The organism is Sphingomonas sp. KC8 (assembly GCF_002151445.1).
Lineage (GTDB): Bacteria > Pseudomonadota > Alphaproteobacteria > Sphingomonadales > Sphingomonadaceae > Sphingomonas_E.
The window spans coordinates 2,051,832-2,068,490 of sequence record NZ_CP016306.1 but is presented as its reverse complement, the minus strand read 5'-3'; the positions used below and the strand labels follow the sequence as shown (position 1 = coordinate 2,068,490).

The window sequence follows — 16,659 nt, the reverse complement described above, 5'->3', positions numbered from 1 at the left end:
CGCCTATGGCCGTGGTGGACGGATGAATTTCGACGGCGCAGGCCTTGCCGCTGGTGCGGGAGGTTCCGGCGGCGGCGATGGTGCGGGCGGTATCGGCGCGGCGGCTGCGCCGTCCGGCTCTTTGCCCAGCACGTCGTATATGACGGTGCGCAGGTGTGCGAGGTCGGCAAGCGCCGCCTGTATGTCGAGCAGGACGGTGTGGGTATCGCCGCCCGTATGCAGGTAGCGGGCAATCTGATTCAGATTGCTGCCGGTCTTGCCAAGATGGCCAAGCACCTGACGGAGCGCGATCGCGTCGGCTGGCATACGCCGCTGTGCGCGGGGACCGGCTTCGCCGATGAGCGCCGCACGGGTAAACGCGGCGGCGGTCATACCCGCCTTGTCGGCGCGAGAGAGCAAGGCTGCCTTTTCGGCAGGCGTGACGCGGGCGTAGATCGTGTCCGTGCGCTGACGCTTCTCGGACTTGCGTCGGTCGGATGGGCCGCCATCAGTCACACGCACCTCCTTTCAGCCGGACGTATCCGGCGGCGGGTCGAGGGGCTTTCCCTCGTCAGGGTGCAGGGGCATGAAAGCCACCTGCGCGTCGTCCAGAGCGCGCAAGCTCTGGTCGTGGGTGCCGGGACGCGATAGTCTCCGGCGAGTGGTCAAGGGTGCGATAGCCCTTGTCCGGTTCCAAGGGCGAAGCGCCTTGGTGGGGTCCGGTGGCAAAGCCCCGGTCGATGGGTCGAGGGAGCGCGAAGGCTCCCCGCACGGGTGCATGGGGTGTGAAACCCCTGCTCTGGAGGGATGCAACGGGAGGGCGAAGCATCTCCCTTGCCAAGCCTAGCCCGCCGCAGGTGGGCGGGTGTGGACGGTCAGTCCGCACATGGCTTGCACACCTTCTGAAACCACAACCTATGATAGCACGGAACGGGCGCGGGTGTGAGGTCGCAACGCTGGCGGCACTGCCAAAACGTCGCCTGTCGCATACCAGCGTAGAGACTGGATCATGCCCGCCGTATGATGAAGGATAGCCCGCGCGGGTTGTATGCAGCGAACGATTCATCACGCCCGCTTGGTTCCATCGCCGCGAGAGGTCAGCACGTCGCGGGCCGCGTTGAGCATCTGTGCGAAACGGGCAGAGCCGCCGGTATCGGGATGCACCTTCGTCATGAGCCGCTTCCATGCGGCGCGTACTTCGGCCTCCGTCGCGCCTTCGGACAGACCGAGAATGTCGAGCGCATCCGCGCGCGTCATTTGTCCGTTTGAAGATGCGGCTCGCTGGCGCTCGCCGCCGGACTGGCGACCCTTCGGGTCGCCGTCCGTTTTCTGGCTGCGCACAAAATACGGGTTGTCGTCGTAGGCGAGCGGCGGTTGCCAGTAGAGGTGCGGATAGACGCTGGCGAGGGATGCGAAAGCTTCCGGCATACGCCAGTAATCGACGGGCCGGACGTAGTGGGGGCGGTCGTCGGGATTGAGCACAATCGCCACGTCGCGCCCCAAGGCCAGCACCTCGTCGGGCATCAGCAGCGGCCTGCCGGTTTCTCCGTAATTGACGTTCTCGCTGTGTCCTGCGCCGCCGGGGCCGAGGTTCTGACCTTCACCGTGGCCGACGGTCTGCACCGTCGTCTTCCCCAGCGTCTCTGACAGGTAATTGGCGCTCTCAAGGTCGTTGACGTTGCAGAACCATTTGTATGCGCAGTTGGACAGGATCGTGCCCGCCGCCGCGCCATAAAGGTCTTTAAGCTGATCCAGCCCTTGCACGATCAGCGTGAAGTCGATGCCGTAGCCGGACATGGTGGCGATGTCGCGCGGCAGGTCTTCGATCCGGCCCAGCGCGGGGAACTCGTCCATCAGGATCATGCAGCGGTGTGGTGGCCGCCCTTTGAGCGGATACCGCTTGAAGGTGTGCATCGCCGCCGTGGTCATCAGCCGCAACCATGTGCGCTGCGTGTCGATGCGGTCGGGCGGGATCACCAGATAAACCGTCACGGCTTCGCGGATCAGGTCGGCCATGTCGAACGATGATACCGCCGTGGCGGCCTTCACCTGCGGATCGGACAGAAACTTGGTGGCCTCCGACAGGTTGGACATGATGCCGGAATAGGTTTCCTGCGCGAGATCGAGATACGGGCTGACCATTTCCTTGATCGCCCAGCCAAAGGCGCTCGACGCGGCCATGGGCACCAAGAATCTGTCCGTGAAATCCTTGCGGCTGAGGCTGACAATCTCGCGGGCGCGGGCGAGCGTCTTTTGCTCGCCCGGCTGATCCGTGATCCATAGCAGCACGGCAGTCAGGACGTTGGCCGCGCTGCCTGTCCAGAAGCGGTCCTTGTCGCCCGGTGGCGACGGGCAGACCGCTCCGGCTAGGCCTTGCGCGACCGCGACGGCATTCGGGTCGTCGCGTACCAGCACGTCCAGCGGGTTAAAGGTCGCGGGCGTCAGGCCGCGCTCTTTGAAAGCGTCGGTCAGTTCGCCCCACGGGTTGATGACATGCACGGCGCTATTCAGGGTTTCGCGCCGGATGCGGGCGGTGATGGCGGCGTTCTCGCCCTTGGGGTCGATGACGATCGCCGATCCGCTATAGCGCAGCAACGTGGGCACGATGACGCGCGTGCCTTTGCCGGTGCGCGTCCGCGCCACGATCAAGGTGTGATGCTCCGGCGTGGACAGGATCGGTGCTCCCTGTTGCTCATCCACTGGCACGGCCTTGAGTTTGGGTGCGCTGCTCTTGCCGAAAAATACGCCAAGGAAACCGGCGTCCGCATCGGCAAGGCTGGTGCGGACATCTGCATACCGGGCTGTGCCGTAATTGTCGGATACCTCTGGCGCGGCCTCGTCCTGCCTGCCTCTGCCCCATGACCCGAAATGCGCTTTGATCTGCACCAGGACGAATATCACGAGAAGCCCGCCCAGCAGCAGGACGGGCAAGCTCTGCCAGAGCATGTGCAGGAATACCGGTCCTTGCTGGAAAAACAGGTACTGTGCCGATTCCCACAAAGTCGGCGCACGGGGGCCATAGCCATACTGCTTGTTGATCGCGTTCACCCGTTCGCGGGCAAGATTGGTTGCGTCATTATGCATGACGCGTTCAAGATCGCGTGCCCGCCACCGCTTGAGGATCGCGTCCGTCTGCGGGTTGATCCGCTGGAATCCTGCCCGCCATTCTTCTGTGCTGATCTCTTGTGCGCTGAAACGGCGCTCATTCCTGACAGACTCCACCATCAGGTCTGCAAGCTTGTTCCGGTCGGCAAAGTATTGCCCCGGCGGTTCGGGCGTTGTTTGATCCTGTGGCTGGCTTTTGGTGCCTTGCGCGGTGGCGGGGATGGCGCAAGCCATAAGCACCAGCATCAGCACGACCATCGCGGAGGCGCGAAGGCGTGCCGCCCGCCGCATCAGAAAGGGCCTCCATCGGCGGGCGTTGCCGGTTCGGGGTTCTCGTCCGTGGGCACGGCCAGTTCCGGCGCATTTGCGTCTGCGCATAGGCTGTTCCAAAGTTCAGCGAAGTGCGGATGACTTGTCGGATCGGCGACAAGCGTATGCAGCAGATTTTCGAGATAATTATTTATCGCCTGCGCCAAAACCGCCGAAGGTGATGCCTCGGCGCGATCTGCACGGGCAGAATCGATTCGCTCGACGTGGGCGAGCAGCGCGAGCAAGCCCGGCTGCACCGCGACCGTCACCGGCACGGGTGCCGCGCCATCATTCATCGCGGCGTTCAAGGCATCACGCAGCGCACATACGTCGGCATGATTGTCGAAGCGTGATTTTAGCGCGGCCAGCTTTGAGTGCGGCGGCACATCTGGCGTGTCGCCAGCGCCCGTTTCCCAAGCGGAAAGGGCCTCATCGTCGCCTGTCAGGCCGGGTTCGTCTTGAGGCATGTCACGCTCCCCGATTGGTCATGCACCGTTATGCCCGTGCGTGACGGCAATCGGTATCGAAACGCTTTGGCGAAGCCCCTAGCAATGCGCCGGATGGCGCGAACGAATAACCGATATACTTGCGCACAAACGCCTTTCCGCTTCACAATCTAAAGAGAGGGCGCGCGCGTCAAGCTTACCATGCACCGGCATGGCGGCAAACAAGCGTTCTGGATCGGGGGAGATGTGCAATGGCTACCATGTGGCGCTGAGTTCATCGTTGCGGACGTGATCCGCTGGCGCGAGCCTGTCTGGAAACCGCAGCCGCGCAATTCCAAAAAGAAGCCGGTCATGCTCGGCCATCGCACGGTCATCGGGCAAATCGCCCGCATTGATCGCGGCGGCTGGGTGCATGTGCAGGTTGCGGCCTGTACGGTCGAGCCGTCGCCGCGCTGCCTGCGCCCGCTCTATCCCCTGCAAGTCGGGGAAGACATCAAACGGCAACGCGGCAAGATCGGTCAGGGCAAGGTGGATCGGCTGCCGTGGAGTGATGAGTCTGCCCGTGCGGCCATCGTGGGATCGCGGTTCGCCAAGGTTTGAGCATCGGTGCCAGTTTCTCCATCACATCCATGGCGATTACGTAAAGCGTAGCTTTACAGGCAACGGCCATTCCGATAGTCTGATAGCGATTCAGGGCAATTCAACCGGATACCGCACAATGACGGAAAAGGATGACGTTCGACTGATCGAGCCATCCCATCCGGGCGGCTTCGTGAAGCAGGAAATTTTAGCGCCGCACGGACTTTCCGTGACGGAAGCAGCGGATGTGCTGGGCGTCACGCGCCCCGCATTATCCGCCTTACTCAACGAGCGTGCGCACCTGTCGCCTGATATGGCTCTCCGCCTAGAAATGGCGTTCGGCGTTTCGATGGAAACGCTCATGAGAATGCAGAACGATTACGACATCTCCTTGGCCCGCAAGCGCGCATCAAGAATTCGCGTTCGGCCCTACCAAGGGAAGCCCGTCGATCCACTAGACCCCATTGCTCGAACGGGCCGATAATGAAACTTCTTCGTAACGCAGGAAATGAGCGCGCGATTGATCGGCTGCGGGATTGGCTTCAGCCAGATTCAGCGGTTGATCTCATGTCGCCATACTTCTCCCTGTACGCATTTGCTCAGGCCTCCGAGAATCTGAAGAAGGCCGGGCAATGCCGCATTCTTCTCGGTGCTGAGAATGCCACTGTGGATGCCCTGCATGGCGGGCCGGGCGACATTGCTGCACGCGGGAAGCTCCAAGGGCGCTGGCTGGCAAAGACTGCACGCGAATGGCTGAACAAACACGCCGAAGTTCGGCACGCTGGGGCTGCGCCGCCACAATCAATGATTGTCGTATCTAACGCAGGCCAACGCCAAGTTCTGACCGGCGCGTGTTCGTTCACCACGGACGGTTTAGGCGTGACGCCCGGCGACAGGCTAGGTCTGGTACAGATTTCCGACACCGATGCGGAAGCTGCTGCCTATGCCGATTGGTTCGATGCGAGTTGGAACGGGGTCAAACCGGCGGCAAATTTGCTCGGGGCGCATCTTGATGAAATCGCCGGACATCGCGCGCCATCGTTGCTTTATTTCAAAGTGTTATACGAGCTTTTCAAGGATATTGGCGACGAGCTGGACGAAGAGCGTATTATTAAATCGGGTACAGGCATCCGAGATACGACCGTTTGGAACAAATTGTTTAAGTTCCAGCGGGACGGCGTTGTTGGCGCAATCGACAAGCTTGAGCGTATTGGCGGCTGTATCATTGCGGATAGCGTCGGTCTCGGAAAAACCTTTGAGGCCTTGGCGGTCATTAAATATTACGAGTTGCGCAATGACCGCGTGCTCGTTCTTTGCCCCAAGCGCCTGCGCGATAACTGGACGCTCTATAAAGCCAACGACCGTCGGAATATCCTCGCTTCTGACCGTCTAAATTATGACGTTCTCAATCACACTGATCTGTCGCGCGACGGCGGCATGTCGGGCGACATCGATCTCAGCCATGTCAATTGGGGCAATTACGACCTCGTCGTGATCGACGAATCCCATAACTTCCGTAACAAGGCGACCCACAAGGACCGCGACACCCGCTACGACCATTTGATGAAGCGCATCATTAAGTCGGGCGTCAAAACCAAGGTGCTCATGCTGTCGGCAACGCCGGTCAATAACCGCCTTGCCGACCTCAAAAACCAGATCGCCTTCATGACCGAGGGCAACGACCTCGCGCTCATGGGGCACGGTATCCAGAGCATCGAAGCAACCATCCGTAAGGCGCAGACGCAGTTCAACCGCTGGCTGGACCTGACCGACACCGACCGCCGCCCTGCGCGGCTGATGGACATGCTCGGTTTTGATTATTTCAAGCTGCTCGACCTTCTGACCATCGCCCGGTCGCGCAAGCACGTCCAACGCTATTACGGCACCGAAGAAACAGGCCAGTTCCCCGAACGGCTGCCGCCCGTTAACATCAAGGCCGACGTGGATTTGGCGGGAGAGTTCCGGCCCATCCGTGAGATCAATAACGAAATCCGTCGCCTCACGCTCGCCGCATATGCGCCGCTGCGCTACGTCCTGCCCCAGAAGCAGGCCGTATATGACGAGAAATACAGCACCAAGATCAGGGGCGGCCAGAGCTTTTTCCGGCAGGTGGACCGCGAGGAGAGCCTGATCCACCTGCTGCGCGTCAATATCTTGAAGCGCATGGAAAGCTCGGTTGCGTCATTCGCGCTCACCATCAAGCGCCAGCTTGCCGATGTGAACGCGCTCTTGGCGAAGATCGACGCCCACGACGAAAGCGTCGATGAAGTTTCCATCGACGATGTCGATATAGACGATCCTGCCTTCGAGGCGCTGTTGATCGGGCGCAAGGTCAAGGTCTTGCTTCACGACGTGGACCGCGTCCGCTGGCGGCAGGATTTGATCGAGGATCGCAACCGCCTCGCCACGCTTCTATCGGCGGCGCAGGCTGTCACGCCGGAGCGCGACGCCAAGCTGGCCCAATTGCAGGAATTGATCGTCCGCAAAGCCGCTGCGCCGATCAACGGTGAGAATCGCAAAATTCTCTTGTTTACCGCCTTCGCGGACACCGCTGATTATCTATATGCCCAGCTCGCCGATTGGGCGAAGAGCGAGCTTGGCCTTGAAACCGCTGTCGTCAGCGGCACGGGCGCGAACAAGACGACCTTGCGCGGGTTACGCGGTGACATGAGTTCGATCCTGTCCGCGTTTTCGCCACGCTCAAAAGAGCGTCCCGAGGAAATGAGCGGCGAAGGCCAGATCGACCTTCTCATCGCCACTGACTGCATATCCGAAGGCCAAAACCTTCAGGATTGCGATTTCCTCACAAACTACGACATCCACTGGAACCCCGTGCGGATTATCCAGCGGTTCGGGCGTATCGACCGTATCGGCTCGACCAATACCCGCATCCAGTTGGTCAATTTCTGGCCCAACATGGAGCTTGATGAATACCTCGACCTCGAATCCCGCGTCAGCGGGCGCATGGTGCTGCTCGACGTGTCGGCAACTGGCGAGGAAAACGTCATCGAGTTTCAGGCCGGAAACCAGATGAACGACCTCGAATATCGCCGCGCCCAACTGCAAAAATTGCAGGACGCGGTGATCGACCTTGAGGATTTATCCAGCGGCGTATCCATCGCCGACCTAACCCTCAACGATTTCCGCATCGACCTTTCGGGCTACATGCGGGAGCATAGGGATAAGCTGGATAGTCTGCCGCTCGGCACCTATGCTGTCGTGCCTGCACCTGACGGCGAGCTGCCGCCCGGTGCCATCTTCTGCTTGCGGGCGGTCGGTGAGGCGGCAGAGAGCGCGGCTGAACCCGGCTATCCCTTGAGTCCCAACTTCGTCGTCCATGTTGGCGATGATGGCGATACATTGCTGCCATACACGCAGGCCAAGCAGGTGCTCGACCGCCTCAAGAAGGCAGCCATTGGGCGCGATATACCCGATGTCGTAGCCTGTGATCGCTTTGATAAGGCTACCAAGTACGGGCGGGACATGGAGGGGTATCAGGCGCTTCTGGCGCGTGCTGTCGCCTCCATCGCTGGCAAGAGCGAGGAGCGCGCCGTCGCCAGCCTGTTCAGCCCCGGCGGCACTCACGCCCTGAAAGGCGAGTTTGCCGGTATCAACGACTTCGAGGTCGTTGCCTTCCTTGTCATCCTTCCCGAACCGGAGGGCGCATGACGGCAGGAGTAAACTTCCTCACTATCGTCAACGCGCTGGGGCTTCCGCCCGGCGCGCGCGTCGATGCACGTGTGCCCAAAAAGCTGTTGGTCGAACAAGGCGCGCCGACCGCCGCCGACAAGCGAGCCATTCAGGACGGGATCGACGAACTGCAATGGTTCGCTGCCTGCAAACCCGCCACTATCGGTGTGCCGACCTTTGCAGACGATACCCGCGAATACCTTGAGATTGCCGTTATCGGTTGCGCATTCCGCTCCGGCGCGAAAGCCTCGCGCCTGATCGAGCTGATCCACCGCGCCGTTCCCTATCCGGTGCTGCTTATCACCACCGACGAGCAGGGCATTACCGTATCGGCAACACATAAACGCCATGCACAGAATGAAGCAGGCCGCACCGTGATCGAACAGATTGTCGCCGCCAGCGGGCTCCGCACCGACGCGGCAGATTCTACACAAGCTTTGTTCGTGAAAAGCCTCGCATTGGCGCGGCAACCACGTGCCGATCTGTTCGCCCTCTATACTGGCTGGATTGCCCGAATAGAGGCCGTGAATGCCGCGCGCCTGACAGGTGCCTTCACCGCAACCGACGATCAGGACGCAATAGATCGTCGCCGTGAAGCACTCGACGTACATGCGCGCCTCACCAAAGAAATCGACGGCCTACGTGCTAAGGCTAAGCGCGAGAAGCAACTTAGCCGCCGCGTTGACCTCAATCTCGAAATTCAAGGCCGCGAGGCTGACCTCGCTGCCTGCGTCAAGCAATTATGACTTCAATGGGGAATCTACCTGATATGCCTGAAATCAAGAAACTGGACCTGAACGACCCTGCCACCCAAAGTGCGGACATTGTTAACGGCAATATTCAGGCGCTCGAAGCCCTGTTCCCCGAAGCGTTTAAGGAAGGTGGGGTCGACTTTGACGTGCTCAAGCAACTGCTGGGTGGAGCCATCAACGAAAAAGATGAAAAGTACGGACTTAACTGGCACGGGAAGCGCAAAGCGCAGCAGAGTGCACTTACACCATCTACAGGCACCCTATTGCCGTGCCCGGATGAGAGCGTCGAGTGGGGCGCAACGCAGAACTTGATGATCGAAGGTGATAACCTTGAAGTGCTGAAGCTCTTGCAAAAGAGTTTTAGCCGTAAGGTTAAGGCTATATACATTGACCCTCCCTATAACACAGGACGAAACATCGTATACCCGAACGATTTTTCCGATCCGATTTCCGCCTATCTCGAATTAACAGGGCAGGTGGATGGCGGTCAAAAGCTAACAAGCAATCCTGAAACAAGTGGGCGTTTTCACTCAAACTGGCTATCAATGATCTACCCAAGACTTAAGGTGGCCAAAAACCTTCTTTCCAATGATGGTGTCTTATTTTGTACAATAGATGAGAATGAACATGCTTCACTTTCGCTCGTAATCAAGGAGATTTTCGGGGAAGGCAATTATGAACATGCTTATATTTCCATCGTCCATAACCCTCGTGGCCAGCAAGGCAAGAATATATCTTACGTTCATGAGAACGCCATTGTTGTATATCCCGCAGACCAGAAAAAGTATCTTGCCGACGTTCTAAAAGACGAGGTGGATTCACGTGGCTTGAGAGATAGTGGCACCGAGTCAGATCGAACTGACGCACGGAATTGTTTCTATCCCTTTATTGTCAAGGACGGAGTCATTATCGACATTGGTCAAGTTCCTGAGAATAGTTTTCATCCTGAATCTTGCAACGTGAAGCGCCCCGACGGCACGATGGAAATCTGGCCAATGACGGACGACGGCGATGAAAAGAAATGGCGATACGCTAGAGACTCTGTAGAAAAAATACTGGATAAGCTAGAACCAAAAATGGGTCGCACCAACGTGCAGATCATTTTTCACAAGGATTCGGGAACAATGCGCAGCGTTTGGCAGAACGCGCGATATGACTCGAGCGAGTACGGAACAAAGCTGGTTGAGTCCATGATCGGTGAAGCCGGTTTCACATTCCCTAAAAGTCTTTGGTCAGTTTACGACGCGGTTAGAGTTATGACTGAGCATGATCCTGATGCAATTGTTTTGGATTTTTTCGCTGGTAGTGGGACGACTGGGCACGCCGTTTGGAAACTAAATCAAGACATTGGAGGAAACCGTCGTTTTATTTTGGTGCAGCTTCCAGAGGCGATTGAAGAGGGAAACAAGGAGCAAAAAATTGCTGCCCAATTTCTCAAATCAAGAGGCCGGCCATTGAACATTGCCGAGATTACAAAAGAAAGATTACGAGCGTCTGCGAAAAAGGTAAAAGAAGAAGGGGCAAACGGAACAGCTTCTTTGGGATTTCGAAATTTCAAATTGGCTTCATCTAACATCAGCGCTTGGCAGCCTGACCCGTCCGACCTCGAAGGCACCTTACTTGCCAATACCGAGCATCTTGTGCCGGGCCGCACCGAACAGGACGTGCTCTATGAGCTGTTGCTCAAGCTGGGCCTCGACCTCTGCGTGCCCATCGAGAAGAAGCACATTGCCGGTAAGGCTGTCCATTCCATCGGTGGCGGTGCGCTGATCGTTTGCCTTGCCGATGGCCTTGCCACGGACACCGTTGAAACCGTCGCCAATGGCATCGTCGCATGGTGGAAGGCGCTTGCGCCCGCCGTCGCCACGCGCGTCGTGTTCAAGGATTCCGGCTTCGCCGATGACGTAGCCAAGGCCAATATGGCCGCGATCCTCAACCAGAGCGGTATCCTCGACGTGAGGAGCCTGTGATGAGCGCGGACAGTTTTGTCAGTTTCGCCTACGGCTCCAATATGCCCGTTGCACGTCTGCGTGAACGGTGCCCGTCCGCTCGCGCAATCGGTATCGCCGAATTGCCCGGCCATGAATTGCGCTGGCACAAGCGAAGCAGAGACGGCTCGGGTAAGTGCGATATTTTCGCCAGCGCCGCCGACGTTTCCGTGCTTGGCGTACTCTATGAGATCGCAGCGCACGAGAAACGCGCGCTTGACCGCGCCGAAGGCTTGGGTGCCGGGTACGAAGAAATCGAAGTTGAGGTTCTTTGCGGCGGCAGTCCGATAACAGCCAAGGTATATAGAGCGACCGATACCGATCCCGCGCTTCGCCCCTATACATGGTATCGCGCCTTGGTCATCGCGGGTGCGCGCGAACACGGGCTTCCCGCGTCCTATATCACAAGGCTGGAATCCGTGCCTGCTGACGAAGATCAAGACCGCGTGCGTCATGACGAGCGTATGGCTTTGATCGCGGAGGTGCAGGCATGAAACTCCATTTCGAGCCGGACCTCGACTACCAGCATGTTGCCATCGAAGCTGTCTGCGACCTGTTTCGCGGACAGGAGATCAATCGCACCGAATTTACCGTCACCCGTCAATCCGGCGGCGGCGCGCAGCAGGAGCTTGGCCTTGTCGAAAATGCGCTGGGTATCGGCAACCGCCTTTCCTTGCTCGATGACGAGATCATCGGCAATCTGAAAGGCATTCAGCTTCGTAACGGCCTGCCGCCATCTGCCAGCCTCGCGTCCGGTGACTTCACCGTAGAGATGGAGACGGGCACCGGCAAAACCTATGTCTATCTGCGCACGATCTTCGAGCTGAACAAACGCTTCGGCTTTACCAAATTCGTGATCGTGGTGCCGTCCGTCGCCATCAAGGAAGGGGTCTATAAAACCCTTCAAATCACCGAAGAACATTTCAAGGGGCTCTATTCAGGTCAACCCTTCGATTATTTCCTCTACGATTCATCGAAACTGGGTCAGGTGCGCAACTTCGCCACCAGCCCGACCATTCAGATCATGGTCGTCACCGTGGGTGCGATCAACAAGAAGGACGTGAATAACCTCTATAAAGACAGCGAGAAAACCGGTGGCGAAGCGCCCATCGACCTGATCCGCGCAACCCGTCCCGTCATCATCGTGGATGAGCCCCAAAGCGTGGACGGCGGCTTGGAGGGGCGCGGCAAAGAAGCCCTCACAGCGATGAACCCACTCTGCACGCTCCGTTATTCGGCAACCCATGCCGACAAGCACCACATGGTTTACCGGCTCGACGCCGTGGACGCCTATGAGCGCAAGCTGGTCAAACAGATCGAGGTGGCCTCGCTCGAAGTGGAAGGCGGCCACAACAAGGCGTATCTGCGTTTCCTCTCCGCCAGCAATAAGCGTGGCGCGATAACTGCCAAGGTCGAGATCGACGTGCAGGAAGGCGGGAAGGTTCACCGCAAGGAAGTCACCGTGCAGGACAGTGACGACCTTGAGGATGCGACAGGCCGCGCCATCTACAAGGATTGCCGCATAGGCGAAATCCGTGTCGCGGGCGCTGGCTCTCTACTCGAAGTGAAAACCGCAGGGTCGGAATCCTTTCTTAGCGTGGGGCAAGCCATCGGCGACGTGGACGCTGACGCCGTCAGGCGGCTGATGATCCGCCGCACGATCACCGAGCACCTAGAGAAGGAGCGCCGCCTTGCGCCCCTTGGCGTCAAGGTGCTCAGCCTGTTCTTCATCGACGCTGTCGAGCACTACCGCTCATACGATGAAGATGGGAACACGGTGAAAGGCAAATATGCGACGATCTTCGAGGAAGAATATCGCCGCGCTGCCAAACTCCCCGATTTTGCCAGCCTATTTGCCGAAGTGGACGTGACTTCCGAAGCTGGGGAAGTCCATGACGGCTATTTCTCCATCGACAAGAATAAACGCTGGACCGACACCGCCGAGAATAATCAGGCCAACCGCGACAGCGCCGAGCGCGCCTATAACCTGATTATGAAGGACAAGGAGAAGCTGCTCAGCTTCGATACGAAGCTCAAATTTATCTTCTCCCACTCTGCCTTGAAAGAGGGCTGGGACAATCCGAACGTGTTCCAGATTTGCGCGTTGCGAGAAATGGGCACCGAGCGCGAGCGCCGCCAGACCATCGGGCGCGGCCTGCGCCTCTGCGTAAACCAACAGGGTGAACGCCTGCGTGGCTTTGAGATCAACACGCTCACCGTCATCGCCACCGAAAGCTATGAAGCCTTTGCCGAAAACCTTCAAAAGGAAATCGAAACCGATACCGGCATCCGCTTCGGCATCGTCGAGAAGCACCAGTTTGCGGCTATTGCCGTCCAGCAGGAAGACGGCAGCCTCGCCATGTTGGGATTCGAGGAATCTGCCGCGATCCATGAATATCTCAAGGGTGCCGATTTTATCGACGCCAAGGGCAAGGTGCAGGATAAACTACGCACGGCGCTGAAAGACGGCACGCTGACGGTTCCCGACGAGCACGCCGCGCACCTGCCGCAGATTAAGGAAGTCCTGCGCAAAATCGCAGGGAAGCTGGACATCAAGAACGCCGACGACCGCAAGGCCGTGCGTGTGCGCAAGGAAATTCTGCACAGTGCAGAATTTCAGGCGCTATGGGATAGGATCAAGCACCGCACGACCTATCGCGTTCACTTCGACAACGCCAAGCTGATTGAGGATTGCACGAAGGCAATTTCCAACGCCCCGCCGATCACCAAGGCGAAAGCGATTATCCGCAAGGCTGATCTTGCCATTGGTCAGGGCGGCGTCATTGCGACCGAAACAGCAACTTCCGGTCCCGTCACCATCGAAGAAGGCGACATCGCGCTCCCTGACGTGCTGACCGATTTGCAGGACCGCACGCAGCTCACGCGCCGCAGCCTTGTCACCATCCTGACCGAGTGTGGCAGGCTTGGCGATTTCAAGCGCAATCCCCAAGCCTTCATCGAGCTTGCGGCGGAAACTATCAACCGTGCCAAACGCCTCGCGCTTGTGGACGGTATCAAGTACCAGCGGGTCGGCGACGATCATTTCTACGCGCAGGAGCTGTTCGAGCAGGAAGAACTGACCGGCTACCTCAAGAACATGCTTCAAGACACGCAGAAATCGGTGTTCGAGCATGTCATTTACGACTCCGGCGGCGTCGAGCGCACGTTCGCCGAGCAGCTCGAAAAGAACGAGGCGGTGAAGGTCTACGCCAAACTTCCCGGCTGGTTCAAAGTCCCGACGCCCCTCGGCACTTACAATCCCGATTGGGCGGTGCTGGTGCAGGTGGGCGGGGCGGAGCGCCTCTATTTCGTGGTCGAAACGAAAGGCGATTTGTTCAACGACTCGCTACGCGGTAGCGAAGCCGCAAAGATCGCCTGCGGTGAAGCGCACTTCAAGGCGCTGGCCGTTGACGAGAATCCCGCCCGTTACGTCAAAGCAACCAAGATCGACGATCTCATGGAGCATTGCTGACATGGAGGACGGCATCTGGGATGACGGCGAGTGGATAAGCTGGGACGAAATTAATCAGCAAATCCAATATAAAGAATGGCGCGCACGTTATCCCAATGCCGATCTGTCCCTTGTCTCGGTTTTTGAGTCACTGATCGGTACTGCCGAAGATTATTACCACCTGACCGGCAGGCACCTCCAAGTGTATGGCGATATAGGCGAGCTTTATGGAGCCATCACCCATGGCATAAAGCTGCATCGGAATTATGCGCAGGGTTCAGATGGCCGTCTTGGTAATGATTTTGTTGAGGTGAAGACCATCACGCCATTCAAGAATTGCGACATCGTTGAAATCAATATGGATCGGAATTTTAGCAAAGTTCTGATCGTCAAGGTCAATGCTGACTTTGAGGTGTGGGGCAAGATGATTGACCGCAAAGCGCTTCCAAAAAGCGGCCTGCGGGGCAACCGTCTTCGGATCAACTGGGCAGAGGTCGAAGCAAAATAGTGCCGATTTCAATGCACCAGCGGCGCATCGGCGAAGAATGAACCCGCAAGCTCGTCCGGGCCGGACGCAGGCTCCGCTATCCATTGCCTCTGGTTCGCCAGCGGCTGAGGCAACGGCTTCGCGGAAAAACGCGAACATGGGGGCGCTTGAAGCTCGGCGCACCTTTCTCCCAAGCTCGCTTGGCCGAATTTCACGACCGGGGAGCGCCAGCGGCGCGTCGTGAATTTCGGCAGAAACGCTGGCTCTGTTGCATCGGCCATCGAACTCGATGGCTGGTGCGATGCCCGCTAGCGTTTGGGACGTGTCGGCTTGTCCGTCTGCTTGGCTTTGATGGACTGCACCTCTTTTGCCTTGGCTTCTAGCGCGTCGATCTCGGCGTTCATTTCGGCATGCATCGCATCCCATCCGCCGATGCCCATCAATACGCGGTCGGCGTGTTTGATGGTGTTCACATGGCCATAATGCTGTTCGATCATTTTGACGGAGGTGCCCATTTGCTGGGCGAGGATATAGACATCCACTCCGGCGGACAGCCGGAGCGTGGCATAGGTATGACGGAAGCAATAGGTCGTGCGGGGAATGCCGCTCGCGCCTTCGCGCAGGTCGGTGTATTTCAACAACTCTTCAACGGTATCGCGATATAGCCATTTGGCTGGTTTACCGTTGATGATTGTGAACACGGGATCGTCGGGCTTGGTCGCCTTGGACAATTCCCGAACCCGATCCAGATAGGTGCCCACACTGGTGGGGGCGATTAGCTTGCGCTCCTTGCCCTTACCTCGCACATAGATGACCAGAATGTCCTGACCGTCTTTGTCCTTGGCGGCAGTGATGTCCCGCCAGCGCAGATTCTTCGCTTCGGGCGGGCGCATCCCTGTGTTGCACATGATGAGGATGAAATTGTAGCATATCTGGCGATACCAGACGCCCTGCGGCGTGGTCGCCTCCTTCATCCACTTGCGGCCTTTGGTGTGCAGCTTGCGGTATTCCTCAAGCGTAAATTCGTCACGCCGATTGGATTTGAGCTTCGGCATGCCTTCAAAGCGATGATGGGCTGGAACATATCGCTTGCTGATCGCAAAGTTCATGATGGCTGCGAAAATAGTCATTTCGATGCGGATAGTGGAATCACTGATAACGCTCTTGCGACGACCTTCGCCATTTTCCCGTCGCCACAGCGGATATTCCGACCAACGGTCTTGCGTAACCAGATGAATCTGAGTGCTGCCGACATAGGCCTTGAGGGGGCCGTCGATCTTGCTTCGTATATTTTTACAGCGGGCTTGGCTGACCTCGCCCGCGTTGGCACGGCGCTGTTGGGCGTCGGCATACTCCTCCGCAACTTGCGAGAAGGGGCGATTGAATACGGGAACGTCGTGTTTCACACGAAAACGGATGTCGGCATACTCGTCCATCGCGCGGTCACGCGCCGTCTGTCGGTCTGCCGTCCGCAGCGAGATTGTCTTGTAGCGGTCTTCGTTCTGGATTCTGATCCGGCAATAATAATGGTCGTGCCCGACGTCACCGCGTCGGAAGATGATGAGGCCGGGCTTGATCTGCTCTTTATCGAGGATGAAACTCATTTCTCCGCTTCCCACTGTGCAGAAACTGTGCAGATTGGCGGCGTAAGTGCTTGTTATGCCGTACCTGTGTAGGTTCTGTGTGGGTCATTGTAGCAAAAAATGTTGTTTCTTTATAGTAGTTTGTTATGATCCCCTCACCCGCTCCAGTTTTCCTAAGGGAAATCAATAAAATGGCGGCCTTATGGTCGCTTTTTTATTGGAGACAAAGATCGCTTCAGGAAGCGCCGTCTCCATAGTGCCTCCAGAAAAATGTGGGAATGGAGTGGCAG

12 protein-coding genes are annotated in these 16,659 nt (G+C 58.0%); 8 read left to right on the top strand and 4 right to left on the bottom strand.

From position 1 onward, the window contains the following. Positions 1-3: 3 nt before the first annotated feature. The 3 genes from KC8_RS09755 to KC8_RS09745 form a co-directional block, all read right to left on the bottom strand. A complete protein-coding gene (locus KC8_RS09755) occupies positions 4-495 on the bottom strand; it encodes a plasmid mobilization protein (protein ID WP_232455516.1) in 492 nt (163 codons plus the stop codon). A gap of 549 nt (positions 496-1,044) precedes the next feature. Then, positions 1,045-3,375, bottom strand: a complete 2,331-nt coding sequence (locus tag KC8_RS09750; RefSeq protein ID WP_010127537.1) for a type IV secretory system conjugative DNA transfer family protein — start codon at positions 3,373-3,375, stop codon at positions 1,045-1,047. Next, complete coding sequence (locus KC8_RS09745; protein WP_010127538.1) at positions 3,375-3,860, bottom strand: hypothetical protein; 486 nt, start codon at positions 3,858-3,860, stop codon at positions 3,375-3,377. Before KC8_RS09745 ends, KC8_RS09750 begins: the two co-directional genes overlap by 1 nt. A gap of 180 nt (positions 3,861-4,040) precedes the next feature. On the opposite strand from KC8_RS09745, the gene KC8_RS09740 reads away from it, so the two are divergent. The 8 genes from KC8_RS09740 to KC8_RS09705 all read left to right on the top strand — a co-directional run bounded on the left by KC8_RS09740 (position 4,041) and on the right by KC8_RS09705 (position 14,807). After that, positions 4,041-4,439 (top strand): hypothetical protein, encoded by a 399-nt coding sequence (locus tag KC8_RS09740; protein WP_232455515.1) that lies wholly within the window; start codon positions 4,041-4,043, stop codon positions 4,437-4,439. A gap of 118 nt (positions 4,440-4,557) precedes the next feature. Beyond that, complete coding sequence (locus KC8_RS09735; RefSeq protein ID WP_010127540.1) at positions 4,558-4,902, top strand: HigA family addiction module antitoxin; 345 nt, start codon at positions 4,558-4,560, stop codon at positions 4,900-4,902. Next, complete coding sequence (locus tag KC8_RS09730; RefSeq protein ID WP_010127541.1) at positions 4,902-8,087, top strand: helicase-related protein; 3,186 nt, start codon at positions 4,902-4,904, stop codon at positions 8,085-8,087. The genes KC8_RS09735 and KC8_RS09730 overlap by 1 nt, the downstream gene beginning before the upstream one ends. Then, positions 8,084-8,854, top strand: a complete 771-nt coding sequence (locus KC8_RS09725) for a DUF4391 domain-containing protein (RefSeq protein WP_010127543.1) — start codon at positions 8,084-8,086, stop codon at positions 8,852-8,854. Before KC8_RS09730 ends, KC8_RS09725 begins: the two co-directional genes overlap by 4 nt. 23 nt (positions 8,855-8,877) lie before the next feature. Next, the gene (locus KC8_RS09720; protein ID WP_037497131.1) at positions 8,878-10,830 is read left to right on the top strand and encodes a site-specific DNA-methyltransferase; all 1,953 of its coding nucleotides are present in this window, start codon (positions 8,878-8,880) and stop codon (positions 10,828-10,830) included. Further along, complete coding sequence (locus tag KC8_RS09715; RefSeq protein ID WP_010127546.1) at positions 10,830-11,342, top strand: gamma-glutamylcyclotransferase family protein; 513 nt, start codon at positions 10,830-10,832, stop codon at positions 11,340-11,342. Before KC8_RS09720 ends, KC8_RS09715 begins: the two co-directional genes overlap by 1 nt. Further along, the gene (locus tag KC8_RS09710; RefSeq protein WP_010127547.1) at positions 11,339-14,320 is read left to right on the top strand and encodes a type III restriction-modification system endonuclease; all 2,982 of its coding nucleotides are present in this window, start codon (positions 11,339-11,341) and stop codon (positions 14,318-14,320) included. Before KC8_RS09715 ends, KC8_RS09710 begins: the two co-directional genes overlap by 4 nt. Before the next feature lies 1 nt (position 14,321). Further along, on the top strand, positions 14,322-14,807 hold the full coding sequence (locus KC8_RS09705) for a hypothetical protein (protein WP_010127548.1): 486 nt from the start codon (positions 14,322-14,324) through the stop codon (positions 14,805-14,807). A 287-nt stretch (positions 14,808-15,094) separates the two neighbouring features. Here the strand turns inward: KC8_RS09705 and KC8_RS09700 are convergent, their stop codons facing one another. Beyond that, the gene (locus KC8_RS09700) at positions 15,095-16,390 is read right to left on the bottom strand and encodes a tyrosine-type recombinase/integrase (RefSeq protein WP_010127550.1); all 1,296 of its coding nucleotides are present in this window, start codon (positions 16,388-16,390) and stop codon (positions 15,095-15,097) included. Between the last annotated feature and the right edge of the window lie 269 nt (positions 16,391-16,659).

Coding starts and splice junctions, on each gene's coding strand:
- KC8_RS09750 (WP_010127537.1), bottom strand. CDS start 3,375: ATGCGGCGGGCGGCACGCCTTCGCGCCTCCGCGATGGTCGTGCTGATG.
- KC8_RS09745 (WP_010127538.1), bottom strand. CDS start 3,860: ATGCCTCAAGACGAACCCGGCCTGACAGGCGACGATGAGGCCCTTTCC.
- KC8_RS09740 (WP_232455515.1), top strand. CDS start 4,041: ATGCACCGGCATGGCGGCAAACAAGCGTTCTGGATCGGGGGAGATGTG.
- KC8_RS09735 (WP_010127540.1), top strand. CDS start 4,558: ATGACGGAAAAGGATGACGTTCGACTGATCGAGCCATCCCATCCGGGC.
- KC8_RS09730 (WP_010127541.1), top strand. CDS start 4,902: ATGAAACTTCTTCGTAACGCAGGAAATGAGCGCGCGATTGATCGGCTG.
- KC8_RS09725 (WP_010127543.1), top strand. CDS start 8,084: ATGACGGCAGGAGTAAACTTCCTCACTATCGTCAACGCGCTGGGGCTT.
- KC8_RS09720 (WP_037497131.1), top strand. CDS start 8,878: ATGCCTGAAATCAAGAAACTGGACCTGAACGACCCTGCCACCCAAAGT.
- KC8_RS09715 (WP_010127546.1), top strand. CDS start 10,830: ATGAGCGCGGACAGTTTTGTCAGTTTCGCCTACGGCTCCAATATGCCC.
- KC8_RS09710 (WP_010127547.1), top strand. CDS start 11,339: ATGAAACTCCATTTCGAGCCGGACCTCGACTACCAGCATGTTGCCATC.
- KC8_RS09705 (WP_010127548.1), top strand. CDS start 14,322: ATGGAGGACGGCATCTGGGATGACGGCGAGTGGATAAGCTGGGACGAA.
- KC8_RS09700 (WP_010127550.1), bottom strand. CDS start 16,390: ATGAGTTTCATCCTCGATAAAGAGCAGATCAAGCCCGGCCTCATCATC.